Origin of the sequence: Rhizobium giardinii bv. giardinii H152 (assembly GCF_000379605.1) — a bacterium.
Classification (GTDB): domain Bacteria; phylum Pseudomonadota; class Alphaproteobacteria; order Rhizobiales; family Rhizobiaceae; genus Pararhizobium; species Pararhizobium giardinii.
Map to the genome: position 1 here is coordinate 22,789 of NZ_KB902688.1, position 20,413 is coordinate 43,201.

The 20,413-nt window shown below is 59.4% G+C and carries 20 protein-coding genes and 3 pseudogenes; 17 read left to right on the forward strand and 6 right to left on the reverse strand.

The genetic code is table 11. The features are described 5' to 3' along the window. Positions 1-2: 2 nt before the first annotated feature. Positions 3-935 (reverse strand): TRAP transporter substrate-binding protein, encoded by a 933-nt coding sequence (locus tag A3AY_RS0121000; RefSeq protein WP_234913091.1) that lies wholly within the window; start codon positions 933-935, stop codon positions 3-5. Between the two features lie 92 nt (positions 936-1,027). Then, positions 1,028-2,434 (reverse strand): glucuronate isomerase, encoded by a 1,407-nt coding sequence (uxaC, locus tag A3AY_RS0121005; RefSeq protein WP_018327648.1) that lies wholly within the window; start codon positions 2,432-2,434, stop codon positions 1,028-1,030. 153 nt (positions 2,435-2,587) lie between these two features. Here uxaC and A3AY_RS0121010 point away from each other — a divergent pair, with 153 nt between their 5' ends. The 5 genes from A3AY_RS0121010 to A3AY_RS0121030 all read left to right on the forward strand — a co-directional run bounded on the left by A3AY_RS0121010 (position 2,588) and on the right by A3AY_RS0121030 (position 7,698). Next, complete coding sequence (locus A3AY_RS0121010) at positions 2,588-4,075, forward strand: mannitol dehydrogenase family protein (RefSeq protein WP_018327649.1); 1,488 nt, start codon at positions 2,588-2,590, stop codon at positions 4,073-4,075. After that, the gene (gene uxuA, locus A3AY_RS0121015) at positions 4,072-5,262 is read left to right on the forward strand and encodes a mannonate dehydratase (RefSeq protein WP_018327650.1); all 1,191 of its coding nucleotides are present in this window, start codon (positions 4,072-4,074) and stop codon (positions 5,260-5,262) included. The genes A3AY_RS0121010 and uxuA overlap by 4 nt, the downstream gene beginning before the upstream one ends. 12 nt (positions 5,263-5,274) lie before the next feature. Then, on the forward strand, positions 5,275-6,330 hold the full coding sequence (locus A3AY_RS35735; protein ID WP_018327651.1) for a Gfo/Idh/MocA family protein: 1,056 nt from the start codon (positions 5,275-5,277) through the stop codon (positions 6,328-6,330). Between the two features lie 425 nt (positions 6,331-6,755). Beyond that, a complete protein-coding gene (locus tag A3AY_RS0121025; protein WP_018327652.1) occupies positions 6,756-7,031 on the forward strand; it encodes a hypothetical protein in 276 nt (91 codons plus the stop codon). A 220-nt stretch (positions 7,032-7,251) separates the two neighbouring features. Next, complete coding sequence (locus A3AY_RS0121030) at positions 7,252-7,698, forward strand: hypothetical protein (protein ID WP_018327653.1); 447 nt, start codon at positions 7,252-7,254, stop codon at positions 7,696-7,698. Between the two features lie 224 nt (positions 7,699-7,922). Here A3AY_RS0121030 and A3AY_RS35740 read toward each other — a convergent pair whose 3' ends face one another. After that, complete coding sequence (locus A3AY_RS35740) at positions 7,923-8,489, reverse strand: HupE/UreJ family protein (protein WP_338053476.1); 567 nt, start codon at positions 8,487-8,489, stop codon at positions 7,923-7,925. Between the two features lie 57 nt (positions 8,490-8,546). Continuing rightward, positions 8,547-9,899 carry an oxygen-independent coproporphyrinogen III oxidase gene (gene hemN, locus A3AY_RS0121040; protein WP_026203675.1) on the reverse strand — a complete coding sequence of 451 codons (1,353 nt, stop codon included), beginning with the start codon at positions 9,897-9,899 and terminating at the stop codon, positions 8,547-8,549. Positions 9,900-10,602: 703 nt separating this feature from the next. Between hemN and A3AY_RS0121045 the strand changes: the two genes are divergently transcribed. Beyond that, entirely contained in the window at positions 10,603-11,034 is a 432-nt protein-coding gene (locus A3AY_RS0121045; protein WP_018327656.1) for a hypothetical protein, read from the forward strand. Between the two features lie 426 nt (positions 11,035-11,460). Here the strand turns inward: A3AY_RS0121045 and A3AY_RS41535 are convergent, their stop codons facing one another. Further along, complete coding sequence (locus A3AY_RS41535) at positions 11,461-11,709, reverse strand: GcrA family cell cycle regulator (protein ID WP_162709214.1); 249 nt, start codon at positions 11,707-11,709, stop codon at positions 11,461-11,463. Positions 11,710-12,342: 633 nt separating this feature from the next. Here A3AY_RS41535 and A3AY_RS39315 point away from each other — a divergent pair. From A3AY_RS39315 to A3AY_RS0121100, 11 genes and pseudogenes are all read left to right on the forward strand, one after another. After that, positions 12,343-12,516: a hypothetical protein gene (locus A3AY_RS39315; RefSeq protein ID WP_018327658.1), complete on the forward strand. Its 174-nt coding sequence runs from the start codon at positions 12,343-12,345 to the stop codon at positions 12,514-12,516. A gap of 326 nt (positions 12,517-12,842) precedes the next feature. Beyond that, positions 12,843-13,199 (forward strand): PLP-dependent transferase, encoded by a 357-nt coding sequence (locus A3AY_RS38050; RefSeq protein WP_234913082.1) that lies wholly within the window; start codon positions 12,843-12,845, stop codon positions 13,197-13,199. 159 nt (positions 13,200-13,358) lie between these two features. After that, the gene (locus A3AY_RS35745; RefSeq protein WP_018327660.1) at positions 13,359-13,619 is read left to right on the forward strand and encodes an SMR family transporter; all 261 of its coding nucleotides are present in this window, start codon (positions 13,359-13,361) and stop codon (positions 13,617-13,619) included. A gap of 115 nt (positions 13,620-13,734) precedes the next feature. After that, positions 13,735-14,796, forward strand: a complete 1,062-nt coding sequence (locus A3AY_RS0121065; RefSeq protein WP_018327661.1) for a homoserine dehydrogenase — start codon at positions 13,735-13,737, stop codon at positions 14,794-14,796. Next, the gene (locus A3AY_RS0121070; RefSeq protein WP_040669073.1) at positions 14,793-16,211 is read left to right on the forward strand and encodes an aldehyde dehydrogenase family protein; all 1,419 of its coding nucleotides are present in this window, start codon (positions 14,793-14,795) and stop codon (positions 16,209-16,211) included. The genes A3AY_RS0121065 and A3AY_RS0121070 overlap by 4 nt, the downstream gene beginning before the upstream one ends. Before the next feature lie 46 nt (positions 16,212-16,257). Next, positions 16,258-16,401 (forward strand): annotated as a pseudogene (locus A3AY_RS40655) (dihydrodipicolinate synthase family protein); the annotation flags it as partial. After that, positions 16,402-16,769: pseudogene (gene aspA / locus A3AY_RS35750) on the forward strand (aspartate ammonia-lyase); the annotation flags it as partial. It lies immediately after the preceding pseudogene. A gap of 30 nt (positions 16,770-16,799) precedes the next feature. Further along, the gene (locus A3AY_RS0121085) at positions 16,800-17,123 is read left to right on the forward strand and encodes a hypothetical protein (protein ID WP_018327665.1); all 324 of its coding nucleotides are present in this window, start codon (positions 16,800-16,802) and stop codon (positions 17,121-17,123) included. After that, positions 17,120-17,563: an Lrp/AsnC family transcriptional regulator gene (locus A3AY_RS0121090; protein WP_018327666.1), complete on the forward strand. Its 444-nt coding sequence runs from the start codon at positions 17,120-17,122 to the stop codon at positions 17,561-17,563. Before A3AY_RS0121085 ends, A3AY_RS0121090 begins: the two co-directional genes overlap by 4 nt. A 603-nt stretch (positions 17,564-18,166) precedes the next feature. After that, positions 18,167-18,331, forward strand: a pseudogene (locus tag A3AY_RS38055) (DUF983 domain-containing protein); the annotation flags it as partial. A gap of 235 nt (positions 18,332-18,566) precedes the next feature. Continuing rightward, positions 18,567-18,800 (forward strand): DUF6429 family protein, encoded by a 234-nt coding sequence (locus A3AY_RS0121100; protein ID WP_018327668.1) that lies wholly within the window; start codon positions 18,567-18,569, stop codon positions 18,798-18,800. Here the strand turns inward: A3AY_RS0121100 and tnpC are convergent. Then, on the reverse strand, positions 18,781-20,409 hold the full coding sequence (gene tnpC, locus A3AY_RS35755; RefSeq protein ID WP_083926012.1) for an IS66 family transposase: 1,629 nt from the start codon (positions 20,407-20,409) through the stop codon (positions 18,781-18,783). The genes A3AY_RS0121100 and tnpC overlap by 20 nt on opposite strands. Between the last annotated feature and the right edge of the window lie 4 nt (positions 20,410-20,413).

Consider the following 20,413-nt stretch of genomic DNA (forward strand, 5'->3'; position numbering starts at 1 on the left):
CTTTACTGCACAGCCTGGACGTCGGCGACGAGCTTCTTCAGGACTTCATCCGTGATGTGCTTGTCGTAGACGGGCTTCATCGCATCGATGAAGCCTTGCTTCTCGACCTCGTTGATCTGGGCGCCGGCCTTTTCGACAGTCCCGCGCGATTCCTGCGTCTTGGCCGCCCACAGCTCGCGCTGCTTGGCAACGCTGTCCTTCGCCGCCTGCTTGAAGATCGCCTGATCTTCGGGCGTCAGCTTGTCGAAGGCGGCCTTGTTCATCACGAACGCTTCCGGAAGAATCGTATGTTCATCCAGCGAGTAATACTTGGCGACTTCGAAGTGCTTGGCGGTGTCGTAGCTGGGGAAGTTGTTCTCCGCGCCGTCGATGACGCCGGTCTCGATCGAGGAATAGACCTCGCCGTAGGGCATCGGGGTCGCATTGGCGCCGAGGGCGGCAACCATGTCGACGAAGATATCGGACTGGATGACGCGGAACTTCAGCCCCTTCATGTCTTCAACGGTCTTGATCGGCTTCTTGGAGTTGTAGAAGGAACGCGAACCGGCATCATAAAAGGCAAGCGCCACCAGCCCGGCCGGCTCGAACGCTGCCTTGATCTGGTCGCCGATCGGTCCGTCCATGACCTTGTGCATATGGTCTTCGGAGCGGAAGATGTAGGGTAGCGCCGGAACGATGGTTTCCTTCACGGTGCCGTTGAAGGGAGCCATGGAAACGCGGTTGAGCTCGATGACGCCGGAGCGAACCTGCTCGATCGTGTCCTTTTCCTCGCCGAGTTGGGCGGAGTGATAGACCTCCACTGCATAGCGTCCGCCAGTCCTTTCCTTGACGAGTTCGCCGAAATATTTGACGCCCTCGACGGTCGGATAGCCGTCCGGATGGGTGTCGGACGATTTCAGCACCGTCTCTGCCGACGCTACGCCCAGCATGAGCATCGAGGCGAGCGCAACGCTCGTCCAGAGTTTGGTAATATGCAACATTTTCTCCTCCCAGTTGGCGGGCCCTGCCCGCTGTTGCAGCCATAAAGTCAAAGGTTGTATGCCCTCTTGACGAGACCATACGTGAGCTCGTGCGCCAGCTCGTGCGCCTCTTCCTCCCGGAGACGATGCTCGGCAACGAGCCGCCCCAGGAAAGCGCAGTCGACCCGGCGGGCAACATCGTGCCGCGCCGGAATGGATGGAAAAGCCCGGGTGTCGTCGTTAAACCCGACGGTGTTGTAGAAGCCGGCTGTTTCCGTCGTCATCTCGCGGAAACGGCGCATGCCTTCCGGGCTGTCGTGGAACCACCAGGCCGGCCCCAGCTTCAGAGCCGGATAGACGCCGGCCAGCGGGGCAAGCTCGCGCGCATAGCTGGTTTCATCGAGCGTGAAAAGAATGATCGAAACGCGCGGGTCCGTACCAACCGCATCGAGCAAGGGCTTGAGCGAACCAACATAATCGGTTTGCGTGGGGATATCGAAACCCTTGTCGCGGCCGAACTTGCGGAAAACCGCCGGCGAATGATTGCGCCATGAGCCCGGATGGATCTGCATGACAAGGCCGTCATCGGCACTCATTTTTGCCATTTCGGTGAGCATCTGCGCACGAAACAAGGCCCGCTCGGACGCATCGGCCGTGCCGTGCCGAACCCTGTCGAAGAGCACCTCCGCCTCCCCCGCCGCCAGATTAGCGGTCTGCGCCGAGAGGACGCCGTGGTCGGTCGCCGTCGCGCCAAACGACTTGAAGTAGTCTCGGCGGTTCCTGTGCGCATCCAGATAACCCTGCCAGCGCCCGGTGTCGCAGCCGCTGACAGCGCCGAGCCTGTCGACGTTTTCCCTAAAGCCCTCAAAATCCGGGTCGATGACGGCATCCGGACGATAGGCGGGTAAGACGCGTCCGCTCCAGCCGCTGTCCCTGATCATTGCGTGCCACTTCAGTTCGTCGAGCGCGCTGTCCGTTGTCGAGATGACCTCGATGTTGAACCGCTCGAACAGCGCACGGGGGCGGAAGGCTTCCGTCGCCAGCTGGGCTGCGATCGCGTCGTAATAATTGTCCGCATTGTCGACGGTCAAAGGATCGCTGAGGTCAAACAGATTGGCGAAGGTATAATCCAGCCACAGCCGCGTCGGCGTCCCGCGAAATAGGTGATAATTCTCTGCAAAGCGGCGCCAGATCCGCCGGCCATCGGTCTCGACCGGCGCTCCGTCGAGCGTCGGCACGCCGAGTTCCTCGAGCGTTACGCCCTGGCTGAACAGCATGCGGAAAATGTAATGGTCCGGCACGATCAGCAGTTGCGCGGGGTCGGGAAACGGCTTGTTTTCGGCATACCAGCTCGGATCGGTATGCCCGTGCGGACTGACGATCGGCAGGTCCTTGATCCCAGCGTAGAGATCACGGGCCACGCTCCGCGAAGCGGGGTCAGCGGGAAACAGCAAATCTTGTGCAACCAGAGCCATCGCTTGAACCGCTCCTCCTTCGGCTGCTCGATGTGGTATGGCGAAACAGAGATCATGTCAACATACCAAAAAACATCAGTTGTATAATCACTTTCGGCTTGACGACTTTTGAGCGCTCGGGCACTGATGCCGCTACGTCCAGTGGGAGGAGCCATGACGGATCATCTTGAGGCGCCCGCTGCGCGCCTTGACAGCAGCACCCTGGAAACCCTGCCCGCCGATATCGCTCGGCCAGCTTATGCGCGCTCGCAGACGATGCCCGGTATCGTCCATCTGGGGCTCGGCGCCTTCCACCGAGCCCATCAGGCGGTTTTCGTCGATGACTGCCTGAATGACGCAGAGACAGGATGGGGCATCATCGGGGCGTCGCTGCGCAGCTCCGACACCCGCGACGCGCTGGCCCCCCAGGACGGGCTTTACACCCTTTCCGTCGTTGATGGCGGCGGCGAGCGCCTGCGGGTTATCGGTTGCCTTCTTCGGTCTCTTGTCGCGCCGGAAGACCCGGACGCCCTCTTGCAGGCGATGACCGATCCCGGTGTCAGGATCATTACCCTGACGGTCACCGAAAAGGCCTATATGCGGTCAGCCGCGGGCGATCTCGATCTCGCTCATCCTGACATCGTCTGGGACCTTGCCAACCCCAGGCAACCAACGACCATCCACGGCTTTCTGGCGGAAGCGATTTCACGGCGGCGCGCGGCGGGAACCGTCCCCTTCACTATTCTCTCCTGCGACAACCTCCCCGCCAATGGCGCGACGCTGAAACGTCTGCTCGTCGCCTTTGCAACGGCGCGCGACGAAGCGCTTGGCGCTTTCGTCGACAGCGACATCGCCTTCCCTTCCAGCATGGTCGACCGCATCGTGCCGGCCACTACCGACGAGGATCGCGCCCGCATCGCCGCAAGGCTTGGCGTGAGTGATGCCTGGCCGGTAACGACGGAGCCGTTCCTGCAATGGGTGGTGGAGGACAATTTTCCCGCAGGCCGCCCGCAATGGGAACGGTTCGGCGTTGAAATGGTCAGGGATGTGGCGCCATTCGAGGAAATGAAGCTGAGGCTGCTCAACGGCTCGCATTCCTCGATCGCCTATCTCGGCCTGCTGATGGGCAAGCCGACCGTTTCGGACGCCTTTTCCGATCCGTTGATCCGCCGGTTTGTCTCGCGGCTTTGGGCGGAAGCCATCCCGTCCCTGCCGGCTGATGCCGGCCTCAATCCGCAGGCCTACACGGCCGAACTTGAAAGACGTTACGACAATCCCGCCCTCAAGCACCGTACCGCGCAGATCGCCAATGACGGCAGCCAGAAACTGCCCCAGCGGATCATCGCCGTCGCGCTGGCGCGGCTTGCAGCCGGCGGTTCGGCCAGACACCTCATGCTGGCTCCAGCAGCATGGCTTGCCGCCGCGCAGGCACGCGGCCGGACTCTGCCGGCCAGCCATTTCACCGACCCGCTGGACCCTGTACTTGCCGAAATCTTCGCGAAAAATGCCAACGCTGGGCAAACCGCGCGCGCGGCCTTTGAAGCTGCGGGATTTGCCGCCGGCTCGCCATACAGGGAAGAACTCGTTGATCTGACGGCCAGCCATCTGAATGCCCTCCGGCGAAACGGGGCCGAGGCTACATTGAAGGAGTTGCTGGCATGAAGGAGACGTGGCGCTGGTTCGGTCCTGACGACACGGTAAAGCTCGCCCATGTCCATCAGGCGGGCGCGTCGGGCATCGTCAGCGCACTGCATCACCTGAACGACGGCCGCGCCTGGCCGGCCGACGAGATCGCAAGGCGCAAGGCCGAAATCGAGGGCGCCGGCCTGACCTGGGATGTGGTCGAAAGCATCATCGTGCACGAGGATATCAAGACGCGCACCGGCCGCTACACGGACTATATCGACAACTACAAGCAATCGGTCCGGGCGATTGCCGCCGCGGGCGTCAAGACGCTCTGCTACAACTTCATGGCGATTACCGACTGGACGCGCACCGATCTGCACGCCCCTATGCCGCATGGCGGCGACGCGCTTCGGTTCGACATCGTCGATTTCTGCGCCTACGACTTGCTTGTGCTGAAGCGGAAAGGCGCAGATGCCGACCACCCGGCAGAGCGCATCACCGAGGCGAAAACCCGCCTTGCCGCCATGAGCGAGAGTGACCTTGCCCGGCTGGAAAGCAACCTGATCGGCTGGGTTCCGGCGCGTGAATTCGTTTTCGATCGCGACAGTTTCCGCAGGGCGCTCGCCGTTTATGACGACTTGACGGTTGATGGCCTGCGTGAAAATCTTTTTTCCTTCCTGCGCGAGATCGTACCCGTGGCCGAGGAAGTCGGCGTGCGCATGGCGATCCATCCGGACGATCCCGCCTTTCCGATCTTCGGTTTGCCGAGGGTCGTCTCCACGGCCGAGGATGCGAAGGCGCTGCTCGATGCCGTGGATTCCCCCGCAAACGGGATTACGCTATGCACAGGCTCCTACGGATCGAACGCCGTCAACGATCTGCCTCAGATGGCCAAGGCCTTCGGTCCGAAAATCTACTTCGCGCATCTGCGCAACGTCACCAGGGAGCCGGACGGCTCCTTCCATGAGGCCGAGCATCTGGCCGGCGATACCGACATGGTGCGCGTCGTCGCCGCGCTGATGCGGGAAGAAGCCCGCCGGAAAAGCGAGGGCCGGGAAAACTGGCAGATCCCCATGCGCCCCGACCACGGCCATGCGATCATCGACGATATCGGCAAGAAGGTGAATCCCGGCTACTCCTGCATCGGGCGGCTGAAGGGGCTCGCAGAACTGCGCGGCATCCAGACCACCTTGTCGCTAACCGGCATTCCGGACTGGCTGTAGGAGACGGAGCCAATGGCTGCCTCCGGCAAATTCCGCGTCGGCATCATCGGTCTCGGCATGGCTTCGCCGCCGCACGTGTTGAGCCTTCTCGACCTGACGGACCGCTTGGATGTCGTCGGCGCCTTCAGCCCAAGCGCGGCGCGCAGAAGCGACTTCCATGCGCGCTTCGGCCTCCCGACGGTAGAAAATGTCGATGCGATCTTCGAGGATCGCTCCATCGATTATGTTGTCATCCTGACGCCGCCAAACACACATCTGGAACTGGTGCAGCGGGCCGCGCAGGCGGGCAAGCATGTTCTCCTCGAAAAGCCGCTGGATGTCACTCTGGAGCGCTCACGGCAGGTTGTCGAAACCGCCAGACAGGCATCGATCAGGCTAGGCATCACTTTCCAGCGCCGTTTCCGCACGACATTCGTCGAGGCGGCGCGGCGGATTGCCGAAGGAGAACTGGGAGGGATCGTCTCCGCTTCGATACGGCTCGCNAACTGGCGTCCGCAAAGCTATTATGACGAGCCGGGTCGCGGAACGCTTGCCCGCGATGGCGGCGGCGTACTGCTGACGCAGGCAATTCACACGATCGACCAATTGATCGCGCTCACCGGCCTCCCGGTAGAGGTCAGTTGCCTTGCCCTGACCAGCCCGATTCATCGCATGGAAACCGAAGATCTGGTTCATGCCACCTTGCGTTTCGGCAATGGTGCCATCGGCGTCTTGAGTGCGACGACTGCGGCCTATCCCGGCTTTCCTGACAGCATTGAAATCCTTGGAACCAAAGGTTCCGCCAGACTGGAGGGCGATGGTGGCGTCATCGCCCTGATGGACGGCCGAACCTTCTTATTGACAGACGATACCGCCGATCGCGGCAGCGGCGCCGACCCGATGGCGTTCTCGCATCACAATCACCGCGCCTTGCACGAAGACTTCCTCATGGCACTGGAAAAGGATAGAGAACCGCGCGTCCAAGGTATTGATGCATTAGCTGCTCACTTGCTGATCGATGCCCTGTTAAGATCGGCAAAAGAGGGCGAAACTGCATATCTTAAACCGTTCACCATACTCCCAAAGTAGTTACCTCTGCCTGTAGCTCCGTATTTGCTCTTTACGGCAGTCAAACGTCGTCCATCACGGCAAGCGCTCCGATAAGAGTGACTGCTGTCGCTACGCCATCCTGCTTCAGCGTACTTGCACGCTACGAGATTTATCTGTGACGGCAACGCCGCTCGGCGCCATTTCCCGCATCGAACACGCACTTGCCTCGCTGTCTTCGCACCATCTGCAGAGGCGTTTCTGCCGACTATCTTCTCGACGACATCGGAGATCGTGTCGCATTCCGCTGGATATTGACGATGGGCGGAACATTCATGCGCGCCAGTGGTTACGGACGCGGCGATACGGTTTCGAGCGCGGAGGCGCAGAAGGTGGTGGAGGCTACGCCGGCACGGCCCCGGCGGGACTGAGTAGACATAGTAGACGCCCTCGTACAGGAGTTGGACATGACAGATGACGAGATTGCAACGGACAACCGGCTCGAAGAGGCAACACCGCTCGTTGATGAAGCGCTAGCAGCGACAGACCGGAAAGCGCACAATCAGGAGGAGCTCAGCGCGTTGCGATCAGAAGTCGCGCGGCTGCAGGATTCGCTCCGCGAAGCGGCCTCGGGAGCTGGGCGTCTGGCGATAAAAGAGTTCCGCCGCAAGGCACAGGCGAAGCCGATCATGGCCGCGGTAGCTGCGGGCTTTCTGGGCTTTTTGTACGGGGTTACACGATGAGCGCCACAGGCAATCGACCGAAAGATGTGGCCGCGGAATCGGGCTTAGTGGTAAGCGCCGCGCAGTCCTCAACGACGATCGCGCCTGTAGGGGCGGAGGACTTCTGGCGTCACGAGATCAAAGGCTTGCAGGGCGCCGAGCGCGACGGAGTCTAAGTTCCTGCCGGGCATCACGCTAATTGATCCCCTTGCGACAATCTTACCTCATGAGGAGCCCTCCGATGTCGAACGCCACAAACGAAGAGAAGCATGTTGGCCCTTCCGCTGGAACTAGCCCGACAGAATTCGGCCGGTCTGTCGAGAGCCGCGCCCAAATCCTCGACTCGACGACCGCCGCGGGCAGTGGGCCTGAACTTCTGAATATCTATCGCCTCGTTCCCATAGCGCAAGCCGACGATCCCCGGTGGGACAACTCGCCGTGTCAGGGTGAAGTGGTGGTTGCCGCGCGAACACCAGGCGATGCGCGCATCGTTGCCGCCGAACGTGAGCTCGATTTCATGGAAATTGATTCAGCTCCCGCCGAGGATGTGACTACAAGAAATGCGAGCGCGTTCAGGTCGGAAAAGCTCTACACCGTCATTGAGGTGGAGCATTCCCGACGAGATCTCAGACGTGGGGTGCTTAAGGGGAACATCAGCGTCGACACCGTCAAGCCCGTTCAGATCTGACGGTCCCGGGCTGTGTGCTCTGTGTCCAACCATGCAGAACGACCAACGCTCGCCGCGCAGGCCGTCGAGCAAGGCGACGATTGTTGCAGCGAAGCGGACGCAATACAGTTCTATGCGTTATACACCGAGGCGTTTGAGAGATCTCTCGCAAGACCGACGAATGTAACCGCGGCCGCAGTCGCCCTTCATCCCAACAGCGGTCATAAGTAATGCACGCTGCATGCTCAGCCAAATCCCGCGACTCGCTGCACGAACCAGAAAGCCGAAAGCGTTCCGATCAGATATGCGAACCAGAACCGCAAACGTGAGAAGTCGAGAACGAGCAGCAGTCTAAAGCTGGCAATCGCCGCAAGCGCGACAGCGACGAACACAAGCTGTCCTGCTTCGATACCGAGGTTGAACGCGAGCGGAACGTCTCCCTGGGATAATCCGATTTCGCGCAGGGCACCGCCAAATCCGAACCCATGCAACAAGCCGAACGGAAAGCTGATAAGCCAGGGATAGCGGCTCGAAAGATCGACGTGCCCTCGGGCGGTTCGGATGATCTCGGACGCTACGAACATGATGCTGAGCGCGACCAGCGCTTCGACGGGCGGCTGCGGCGCGGACGCGATGCCCAGGGCTGCGAAGACGAGCGTAATCGAATGCGCCACCGTGAACGAGGTCACGGTGAGCACAAGTGCCTTCGGCTTGCAGATCAGGAGCAGCATGGGGAGAACGAATAGAAGATGGTCGATCCCCAGCATGATGTGCTGGATGCCCAGAGGCGGTCTAACAGCGTAGAAGGAAATGCATCCGCCGAGAGGCTCGGCATCCGCGGATGGGCCTTTTCCCTTACAGGAACGGCTTCAGGCAACCTTGCTGAAGGTTCGTCCTTCCTTGCCGAGATAGGCGTCGAAAGCTGCAGCGACGGACCGGACGATGAAGCGATATTGCTCGTTCACGAGAACTGCACCTCCGGCCACAAGAACAAGACCGTCGCCAAGCAGTTCGTCCAGCTTCGGGTTGTTTTCGAGGACAAGCTCGGGATCGAACCCATGCCTTCCGGCGATGGCCGCGACATCGACGGTGAAATCACACATGACCCGCTCGATCAGTTCTGCCCGGAACCGGTCCTCAGGTGTCAGATGATATCCCTTGGCGATGGCAAGCTCACCAGCGGCGACGCGATCGGCGTAGAGGCCCGGCGGTACTTCGTTCTGGGCACAGCCTTGAGCAAATTTTCCGATCGCCGAGGCACCAAGGCCGATGAGCGTCTTGCAATCATCCGTGGTGTAACCCTGGAAATTACGATGGAGCCGGCCGCTCATCTGCGCCACAGAAAGTTCGTCATCCGGCAAGGCGAAGTGATCCAGTCCTATCCTTGCGTATCCGGCGGTAACGAGGGCCTTTGCGATTGCTTCCGCCTGCTCAGCCCGCAAATGCGCATCTGGCAACGCGGCTTCGTCGATCATCCGCTGATGTTTCTTGAAAGCCGGGATATGGGCATAGCCGAACACGGCAAACCGGTCCGGACGCATGGCAACCGCCGCCTCGACCGTTGCGACGCAGGATTCAACCGTTTGATGAGGCAGCCCGTAAATCAGGTCGAAATTCAGACGCGTAACACCTGCTTTTCTCAGATGCTCCACTGCCAGCGCGGTAACCTCGACGCTTTGGATGCGGTTGATCGCTTTCTGGACGACCGGGTCGAAGCTCTGCACGCCAAGGCTTGCGCGCGTGACACCTGCCTGGCCAAGAGCAGCGGCCATCTCGCCAGACAAGGTTCGCGGGTCGATTTCAACCGCCGTATTGAGTGCCGGCGCACATCCGAGCCTGCTTCGGATGGCGTCCATCAGCGCGATGAATTCGACGGGTTGAATAATCGTCGGCGTGCCGCCGCCAAAATGGATTTCTCCGACCGAGAGGCTCTGGTTGCGTAGCTGTGCAACCAGCTCGATCTCACGATGCAGAACTTCGAGATAATCCATGATCGGCCGATCGCGTTGAGTGATTGTCGTGTGGCAGCCGCAGTACCAGCACATCGAGCGGCAAAACGGAATATGAAGATAGAGTGACGTGCGCTCGCCGGAGGGAATGGATGCGATCCAGTCGGCATAGATCGTCTTGTCGGGCATCGCGGCAAAGTGCGGCGCGGTCGGATAGCTGGTGTAACGAGGCAGACGCGCCTCGCCGTATTTTTCCATGATTGCCTGGGACATCGGGCTCTCTTTGCTGTTCATCGTGCCACAAATCTAAAAGACGGCCGCCTGCCGGTCTTTGAGCGAGGTCAATGAAATTGTCCGCATTTCCGACGATTGTTTGCTCGGCAGCAAATTGGCACCAGCGCCCCGGCGCTATCCTTGCACCGGCCGTGTGAGAACCGCCTCGTCATTCGGCAGATGCAACAGAGGCCCGTGGAACGTTTCATCGAGCACCCAAAACATACCGCTGATCGATGTCAGGACTCCGCCGCAGCATGGGCATGGCGGGCGTATGTCGATCTGGTCGCTGCGTTGTTAGCAGGCTGCGGGCAGCGTTCAGGATTCGCGGGCGCGGCGATGCTGATCCTTCGGGGACCTCAGATGATCACACCAGCCTCGCGGCGAGTACCCTCCCGCGAAGCGGGTTCGTGCCGGGCGCGAAGCGCGCCAGGCAGAGAAGCGGCATATTTTTGTCTCGCAATTGCATTCCTGGGTCCATTGGCTGCACACCCGTTCCCCAGCTTCTCCCGCGTGGCTTCGTGCGGGATCCCGAACGCGTGGCCTACTTGAACAGCAATTACGGCAGGTCAAGTGTGCGATACCGACGACGTGCTTCTTGATATTGGCGCTATATGCCATACCTCTAAAATTATAGCCGTAGATCAACCCGTCTCCGGGTTTGGTCCCAATGATAGCCAGCGTCACTCGTCGGGAGGACGATATGAAGCACCATGAACTTGACCAACTGCTGACCCTTGCCAAGATTGGCCAGGATTTCCCTCAGCTCCTGTCGCGCGATAAGCGTCTCCAACGTTGGGTAGACCTTCTTGAAGTTGATCCACACCGGGTCCTCTCGACGTTGCATGAGACAGAATATCAGCCGGCCAGGGCACGATCGGCACTACGTTGCGACAATTCGGCCCTTTCGGTCGCCTTCGACGATCCTCTGCTTCGGGCGACCGGTTTGGAGAACGACACTTACGGGGAAGCGAAGCGGTTTTTCCAACTTTCCGACGGCCAGTTGCACGACATCGTCTGCTTCTGCCATTTCGGCACGACGGTAAGCGCGGCAAGGACGGCGCGCTATATCAGGGCAAAACATATTGATCGGACGGCAGGAATCTGGGCACGCCTGTGCGCATTTTTCGCGTGATCCGCCTCGATGAGCGCCGGAGAGAAGGCAGCGGCCAGTATCTTCATTGTGCTGGCACTGGGAACCCTTTTTCCGGCGCTTCGAGCTCGCTGACCACGTCAATGGCGCGAAGCTGACGGGCGGACCCGTCGACCTGAAACTCCGCGCCGTTTATTGTTCCGCGACGCCACGGCCGCCCTTATGACCCGTGAAAGGCCAGGCAGAATAGTGAACGTCGCCTCACGACGTGGCGTCAACGGAGCGTCTTCTGTTGTCTTCGTTCAACTTGACTGTAACGACAGCACGTCATGCTGACACCAAAGGTGCGGCCGGCCAGCGCAACGGCTGACCCCGCGCAACGCCACAGCTCGGCGTTGAGATGACCGCTATTTGGCTGATCATCGACGCCGCGGTTGACAGCCGCCATTTCGCCATTCCAACATCTTTCTACCCTCGTGGCGATCTGTCTCTTCTGACATTTGGCCTGTAAGCGATTTCGCAATGCAGCTTGCAGTACGGCTTTGGTCCATCGGCCCGCGAACCACAAAACAAATAGAACTTGCGCGGCGCGGGGCTGTTGACTGGCCACCGGCATGAATTGGGTTTCAATTCCAACAGCGTCAGAAATTTTAACGCTGGTTCGGCCGTTGCATGCTCTTCCTTGTTAAGGGGCGGCCGGGCACTCGCCGTTTCCAAACGTCGACTCTCCTTCGATCCGATTGTTTCAAACCAACCGACTTTTCGGCTTATTGTTCCGGAAAAACGTAAGGGTCACATGCCATTAGTGGCAAGCACTGACGATCGGGTGGCTTTTACGAGGCAGCAGGCCTGGCGCCCGAGAATTCATCAACCAGAAACGTGTGCTCGTACGAACAGCGCAAGCGAGATATCGAAGGAAAGCTTTTCGATAAGTTCATAAACTTGGGATGCCCGTACGCGTCGCGGCGGGCATCCCTGGCGATCAAGCCGGGCGTGAGGATTCTGCCGTTCATCCCAAAGAGCCCACGCCGATATTGCTGCGACCAGCAGGCCCAGGACCACATGGGTCCACATAGCGTCGACATGTGAGGCGAAATTTGCCTTTGCTTGTGGCTGTGATCTGCCTGTGGACAGGGCCCTTCTCACGCCACGCCCCTCGCAACCATTACGAACCCTAGGCTTGGCTGTTGGTCATCTGATGAATGGGGAATGCTGCCGCAAGAGAATTTTTGCGGTTGCACCTGAACGAGCGGAATGGACATCGCAACTGTTTCACAGCGTCCCGACGAAGGAAGAGGAACATTTCTGCGGGTCGCCAGTTAGCGCACAGCCAAATGGGAGGTGACACCAATGGACACCGACAAAGCTCCCTCGCGCTTTGGGCTTCTAGCAGAGCTGCCCGACAAAACGCGAAAAATCGTCGTTGGCCCGGACAAGGTGATGATGATTGTCAGCGTCATCGCGGTAGCGGCCTTTGTAATTTACTCGGTCCTAATGCTTTACGCGATCATGACCGTTTCTTGACTGCTGCCAGGGCGAGTTGCTAACGGGGCGTGTGGCGCCCTGATGATCCGGCGCGCTCTTAACACCACGGTTCTTGATAGCGGGCAAAGCTCAGCAAATCGAGTTCGCGGCCGCAGGGCACCCTCAATCCTGACAGAGCATCCGCTAGGGCGGCGAGGATGCGGCTGTTTTCGCAACCGGCGTTGCGGCGCTTTACGCGGTATTCTTCACCTTCTTAAAGAGCGGCGACCATGTGATTGTCGGCGACGTGACCTACAAGGCGGTCTGCTGTTTTCGGAGCTCTGCCACAGCGCTACAACATAGCCACCTTCGTCGATATGGGCGACATGGATGCCGTCAGAGCGGCAGTCCGCCCGAACACCAAGCTGATCCCCGCCGAGACCATTGCAAGGACCAGTTTGCTGGCAGGGCTATGGCGCGGTCATGGCTTTTGCCGTCGACGGCGATCCCGACACGCAGAACAGGTTTGTCGCAATCTCAAGATTATCACCTCAGCGGCTTCGCTTGGTCATGACGAAAGCCTGGTCGTCCATGTGGGGGGCAGTGACCGCGGCGGCTCCGATCGTTACCCGCCGAACTTCCAGATATTCGGACATCTGCGGCTTTCGATCGGTCTGGAAGATGCCGAGGATCTCATCGCCGACATCACCAATGCGCTGGACGAGACCTTCGGAGCGAACTGAAAGGAACATGAATGAGGCCGAAGTGGATTGCGCCTTCACGAGCAAATCACTTCGCCTTCGCGCCTGATGCTCGGCTGACCGAAGGTCCGCCGGGAAGGACACTATGTACTGGTTTATCCTGTTTGTCGCCGGTCTGCTCGAGACGTCTGGGCATTATACATGAAGCGCTCAGCGGGATTCACATTGCTCATGCCGTCGGCAATCACCGTAATTGCGATGATTGCCGACGGCGTGCTGCTGTCAATCTCGATGAAAGTTCTGCCGCACGGGACCGCCTCTACGGTCTGGACCGGGATTCGTGCCGTCGGCTCGTTCTTGCTCGGAATGGCGATCCTTGGAGAGCCGGCGTCACCCATGCGTCAGGCGGCAGGTGCCTTGATCTTGTCGGGGATCCTCATGATGAAGCTCGCCAGTACCTGATCTGCCTCGGGCAGGAGATTGAGCAAACTGCACTGCTCTTTGGTCTATCTGCATGGTTCCTGCAGAGCAATCCGCATCCCATGCTTAGCCTCATGGACTTCACTGGAGGATCGTTATGACCGTTTACAATATCGCTCTCATCGGATTTGGCGGCGTCAATCGTGCCCTGGCAGAACTCATTGCCGCCAAGAACCAGCTCTGGGAGCGCGATCTCGGCTTCCGCCTGAATATCGTCGCAGTGAGCGACCTCTATCTTGGCTCGGTGATTTCGCCGAACGGGCTTGATGCCATGACCCTTATAGAGGCGAAGTTCGAAAAAGGTGGCTTTGGACAGCTTTCCGGCGGAAATGCTGAAACCGACAACGAAACCATCATCAAGATGGCACCTGCGGACATTATCGTCGAAGCAACCTTCACCAATCCCAAGGACGGCGAACCCGCCGTCTCGCATTGCCGCTGGGCGCTTGAGACAGGCAAGCACGTTGTCACCACCAACAAAGGCCCCGTCGCCATCGCTGCACAAGCACTTAAGGCACTCGCGACAGCCAACGGCGTGCGCTTCGAGTACGAGGGCGCAGTGATGAGCGGCACTCCTGTTATTCGCATGGCCGAGAATACGCTTGCCGGCGCCGAGTTGAAGGGTTTCGAAGGGATCCTCAACGGCACATCCAACTTCGTCCTCGGTCGCATGGAAAGCGGTCTGGACTTCGCCTCCGCCGTGAAGGAAGCCCAAGAGCTCGGCTACGCCGAGGCCGACCCGACTGCGGATGTGGAAGGTTTCGACGTTCGTTTGAAGGTCGTTATCCTTGCAAACGAACTGCTTGGCGCAAATCTTAAGCCTGAGGACGTTACCTGCAAGGGCATTTCCGGTCTATCAGCCTCTGACATCGAGCAAGCCGCCAAGGCAGGTAGCCGCTGGAAGCTCGTTGGATCGTCTGTCCGCAATGACGATGGCAGCGTGACCGGCAGTGTTGCACCGAGGCGGCTTGGCCTCGATCATCCCCTCGCAGGCGTCAACGGCGCCACCAATGCAGTGTCGCTCGACACCGAACTTCTGGGCGCCGTGACAATCACCGGACCTGGCGCCGGCCGCATCGAAACCGCCTATGCTCTTCTTTCCGATATTGTTGCCATTCATTCGGCCGGTGCCTCGGCCATCGCTAAGGAGGCTGCATGATGTACAATCTTGCACTCACCCAAACGGAGGCCCCTGACGGAATTGCCGTTAGAAGCCCGTTCGACGGTACGCTGGTTGGAACGGTCGTGGAAACCTGTGCCACCGGCGTGAACGTGCTGCTGGAGCGGGCAAGACGCGGGGCGCAGATTGCCAGGGCGCTGCCGCGTCACAAGCGGGCGGCGACCCTTGAAAAGGCCGCCGCAGCCATAGAAGCCGGCCGCGAGGACTTCGCGCTCCTCATCGTCAAAGAGGCGGGCAAGACGATTACGCAGGCCCGCAAAGAGACAACCCGGTGCGTCAATACGCTGAAGCTCTCCGCCGAAGAGGCCAAACGCAATGCCGGCGAAGTCATCCCGTTCGATGCTTACGCAGGCTCGGAGTCTCGCCAGGGGTGGTACACAAGAGAACCGCTCGGCATCATTGCCGCCATCACGCCCTACAACGATCCGCTCAACCTTGTTGCCCACAAACTTGGCCCGGCAATCGCCGGGGGCAATGCAGTGCTTTTGAAGCCGTCCGAGCTCACCCCTCTCTCTGCCATCAAGCTCGTCGAGGTCCTGGTCGAAAGCGGTCTGCCCGAGGAAATCATAACGGTTGCGATCGGCGGCGCTGAGCTTGGAAAGGCTCTCGTTGCGGCGAAAGACGTTCGCATGATCTCCTTTACTGGTGGATTTGCCACTGGTGAGGCGATTGCCAAAACCGCGGGCCTCAAGAAACTTGCCATGGACCTTGGCGGCAATGCGCCGGTCATCGTCATGGAAAACTGCAACTTCGATGTAGCTGTCGAGGCTTGTGTATCCGGGGCCTACTGGGCAGCCGGCCAAAACTGCATTGGTACGCAGCGAATTCTGATCCAGCGGCCGATCTATGAGCAATTCAAGACTAAGTTCGTCGCAGAAACCAGGACGCTCAAGACCGGCAACCCCTTGGATGGAGACACCGATGTCGGCCCGATGATCTGCGAAAAGGCGGTCGTCCGGGCGGTCGTCATGGTCGATCGGGCGCTCGCCGCCGGCGCGACATTGCTTTGCGGCCACAAGCCGACCGGCAATCTCTATCCGCCGACGGTCCTGGAGAATGTCCCAACATCGTGTGACGTCTGGGGCGAGGAGGTGTTCGCGCCGATCGTCATTCTTCAGCCCTTCGATGGACTTGCGGATGCCATCGATCTGGCAAACAGCCCTGAATACAGCCTTCACGCCGGCATTTTTACCAATGACCTGGAAGGGGCGCTCGAAGCTGCAAGCAAGATCGAGGCGGGTGGCGTCATGATCAACGACTCCTCCGACTACCGGTTCGATGCAATGCCGTTTGGCGGCTTCAAGTATGGAAGCATGGGCCGCGAGGGGGTCCGGTTTGCCTATGAGGACATGACCCAGCCGAAGGTGGTTTGCATCAACCGCCTGAAGCCTTGACGACCTGTTCGACACGATATGCCATCAGCAACTCCGGAGTAAAACAATGTTCAAGGGTTCCATTGCTGCGCCTGTCACGCCTTTTGCTGATGGTCGAATCGATGAGCTCGCGCTGCGCGATCTCATCGAATGGCAGATCGAGGAAGGTTCCTTCGGTCTGGTTCCCTGCGGAACGACGGGGGAAAGTCCAATCGGGAATGATCTCACAGTGGCGCACGCCGCAAGTGCCGGTCAGTTGCGGCTGAATGCGATGGAACCGGTCATCGTTTTGAGTATCCTGCAGTCGAATGCGCACGCTGACAAGGGGCATGGTGACCTTGAAGAAACGCTGCATCGATGGTATCGAAGTCGGCGTGGATCGGACTTTGCTCGACCAATCCGTTGTTCTCGCCATGCCGTTGGCGTCGCTCGTCGGATACAGCAAAGCATCCAATCTTTCCAAAAAGGCGCTGGTGGAGAAGAGCAACTTCCGAGACGTCGTCGAAGAGGAAAAATGTTCTGACTGAAGCTCAAAATAAGCAGATTTTTGAAGACGCCGCCGAGTTTGCGGATGTCTCAAACAATGCGTGCGGTTGAGCGGAGGGGAAGATGGCCATTTTCACCGAAATATCCGACGAGGACCGAAACTCGGTTGCCGCTGCCTACGGGATGACTTCGTTATCATCGATGACTGGTATCGCCGACGGCGACAGGAGTGGCGTCGCCAACTTCCGGCTTCGGCACGATGACGTCCTGTTTTCCGAAATCGCCGGTGTTCTCGTCAGCTGGGCAGACCTTCCGAAGGGTGAATTGCACGAACAGTGCTATGCCGGTGAGAAGGACAAGACTCGCCTGCTTCAGGCTAAAGTTCGCGCCTTTGAATCAACGACATTTGCAGCAGCGGCGCGGCAGGCGGAGTGCCGTCCGGCATGAAATACCTTCTCGACCGCGTCGATGAACAAATCCTCTGCGCTCTTAAAGCTAACGCGCGGGCTTCTCACGCCGAGCTGTCAGGTAAGGTCAATCTGTCGCGGAATGCTGTTCGGGTTCGGATAGAACGGCTTGAACGCGAAGGCTTCATCAAGGGCTACACAATCGTTACCGGCGACGGCGCCGACCCGGGTCAGCTTACCACCGCATTGATGTTCGTCTACCGCCATGATCGCATGAGGGGTGGCGAAGTCATTCAGGCTTTGCGGACAATCCCGGAGGTCGTTGCCTGTGACGTGATGACCGGCGATTTTGATCTGCTGGTGCGGGTTGAAGCTCCTCAAGCCGATCGCATTCGCCAGATTTGGCAATCAATATCGGAACTGCCCGGCGTGAGGGATACGCTCACCGCATTCGCGCTCTCCTCTGTTATTCGGAAGTGAGCGGTCGGGTTCGAACTCAGCCTGTTCCGACAGCAGCACTGTGGGAACGCGGGCCCTGGCGATCGTAGAAGGGAGACCATGCGTGTGTCGCTGCACGAACTGACGCCGTCATCCTCCAGGGAAGCGGCGACGACACGATGTTACGTGCGGACGCGCTCGGTTGGAAGACCTGAGGCGAGAGCTTTGATAAGAGCTTTGTGCTGCCTCATCGCAAGGCCGCCAGATCGAGGAAACCAAGCAGAAGCTATTGTTCAACATATCGAACGTTCAGGTTACATCTGAGCAGTTGGGCTTCCCCGAACCAGGCTATTTTTGTCATGTAGAACCGCTCATGAACTTTGCGTGTTTGCGCCCATTGTTCTCGCAAATCTCACAGTTCTACCTTGGGGGCCTGACCATGGAGACACACCAACCCCTCCCTTTCGTGCTTGTTCGGGGATTGTTGTGGGTCGACAAAATGACGGCGCGCCATTGGCAACCTATGACGCACTTCCGGCGTGTGGCCTTTTACCCGAAAAGGATGCGACAATAACTCACCTCGATCTATTGAATGCACTATTGTATGTGTTATGTATGCATTCAATAGATAAGAAGAGCTCCGCCATGACAGCTGAATATCCACCACTCCTCCCTGCCCGAACCGGCATGCGCGGCCTTTGCCCCCGCTGCGGACAAGGGCATCTTTTTGAAGGCTTCTTGACTCTAAAACCGAAGTGCGAGGCATGCGGCCTCGAGTATGCGTTTGCTGATCCGGCCGATGGCCCTGCCTGTGTTTAGGCATGCAAATTTGACCCCCTTGGCGGGGTAATCGGCGTCCAATTTTGACCCCCCTCAGATTTCATCTGACCATCCGGCTTTTAGCGGCGGATGGAGCGGGAGTTGAAGCGAGTGGATACGATTGCGCGTGTTCGACGGGCCTTCCATGTGCAGGGCTGGTCGGTGAAGAGTATCCATCCGAGCAGGGCCGCGGGATTTCGGGCGCCGCGCGTGGTAACGTCGGTTGATGGAGATCGATGAGGACAAGATCGACGATGCCGTTTTGGCGCTGTTATGGCTGACGCTGCATAACGAGCGCTGTGCCTGGAAGGGCTTCGACTGGGCAACGACGGATCGGCTTCACAAGAAGGGCATGATCGGCGACCCAGTCAACAAGTCGAAGTCATTGATCCTGACAGATGAAGGCCTGGAGCGTTCGGAAGCATTGTTCCGGAAGCTGTTTACGCGACCGCCGCAATAGCCGTCCCTTTGTGTGACTTCCATTGCCAAGGCAGCAGTTCGTGCAGGCGGGAGACGGGAAGATCGGCGATGCGGGCGAACACATCGGCGAGCCAGGCCTTTGGGTCGACGTCGTTGAGACGGCAAGTCGTGATGACGGAGAGCATGATGGCGGCACGATCGGCCCCACGCTGGGAACCGGCGAAGGTCCAGTTTCGACGCCCGAGTGCAATTCCTCTCAGCGCGCGCTCGGCCGTATTGTTCGTGAGGCAAATCCGGCCATCTTCGAGGAAACGGGCAAAACCATCCCATCGCTTCAGCATGTAATCGATTGGCTCGATCACCTCGGACGATTTGCTGAGCGTGGCGCGCTCCCGTTTTAGCCACTCGTGCATGTCATCGAACAGCGGCCTGCTCTTTTCCTGCCGCGCGGCCAACCGTTCTGCGGCGCTCAATCCATTGATCTCGCGTTCGATCTCGAACAGCGCATCGTACCGTTGGACGGCCTCCAGGGCGATCGGCGAGATCGGCTTGCCTTTGCGTTTGTGGTTCCGGGCACTTTTCTGGATGTCGGCCAGTTCAAAGAATTTGCGCCGCGCGTGCGCATGACAAAAGGCAAAGGTGATCGGTACCGCTTTCTTTTCGGCGACACTGAGCGGCTCGAAGCCGTTGTAACAATCACTCTGCAGAATGCCGCCATACCCGGCCAGGTGCTTCTGCGGGTGCTCGCCGCGCCGGTCGCTCGAAGCATAGTATATGGCCGCCGGCGCTGCCGCTCCGCCGTAGGACCGGTCATCGCGCACGTAGGTCCATATTCGCCCGGTCGTGCATTTGTCTTTGGCCTGGATGGGAATGGTGGTGTCGTCGCCAAAAAGACGCTCGGCCGCGAAGACATGCGCCTCGATCAGATCAAAGATCGGCAGGAGAGCGGCTGTTCCATACCCGACTTGGTCGGCCAGCGTCGAGGTCGAAAGCTCGATACCCTCACATTTGAACCGGGTGCTCTGGCGGTTGAGAGGGCTATGCATGCCGAACTTGTCAAACAGGATCGTCGCCAGCAGATGAGGACCGATGAAGCCGCGCGGCGTGGCATGGAACGGCGCCGGCGGCTGGCTGATCGCCTCGCAGTCTCGGCAGGTAAATTTCTCCCGCACCGTCTCGATCACTTTGAACCGGCGCGGGATTTCCTCCAGCGTCTCGGTGACGTCCTCGCCCAGTTTCGACAGGCGCGACCCGCCGCAGCATGCACAGGTGACTGGCGGGTCGATCACCACGCGCTCGCGCTCGATATCCTCCGGCCACGGCTTTCGGACCGGCCGTTTGCGCGTGAACGAACGCACGCTCGAGGTCTTGGCGGCAGCCGCCTGCGCTGCGGCTTCATCCTCCGTCGCCGCCATCACCAGTTCTTCGAGCTGCAATTCCATCTGGTCGATCAGGCGCGCCGTGCGCTCGGATCGCCGGCCGCGCAGTTCGCGCTTCAGCTTTTCGATCGCCAGCTCCAGACGGGCAATCAAGGCCTCGCTGTCCGACAGCATGGCCTGCGCATTGGCGGCTTGCGCCACCGCAATGTCCCGCTCGGCGACGACGGTATCGCGCTCGGCGACAACGACATCACGTTCAGCCTGTAAAATCTCA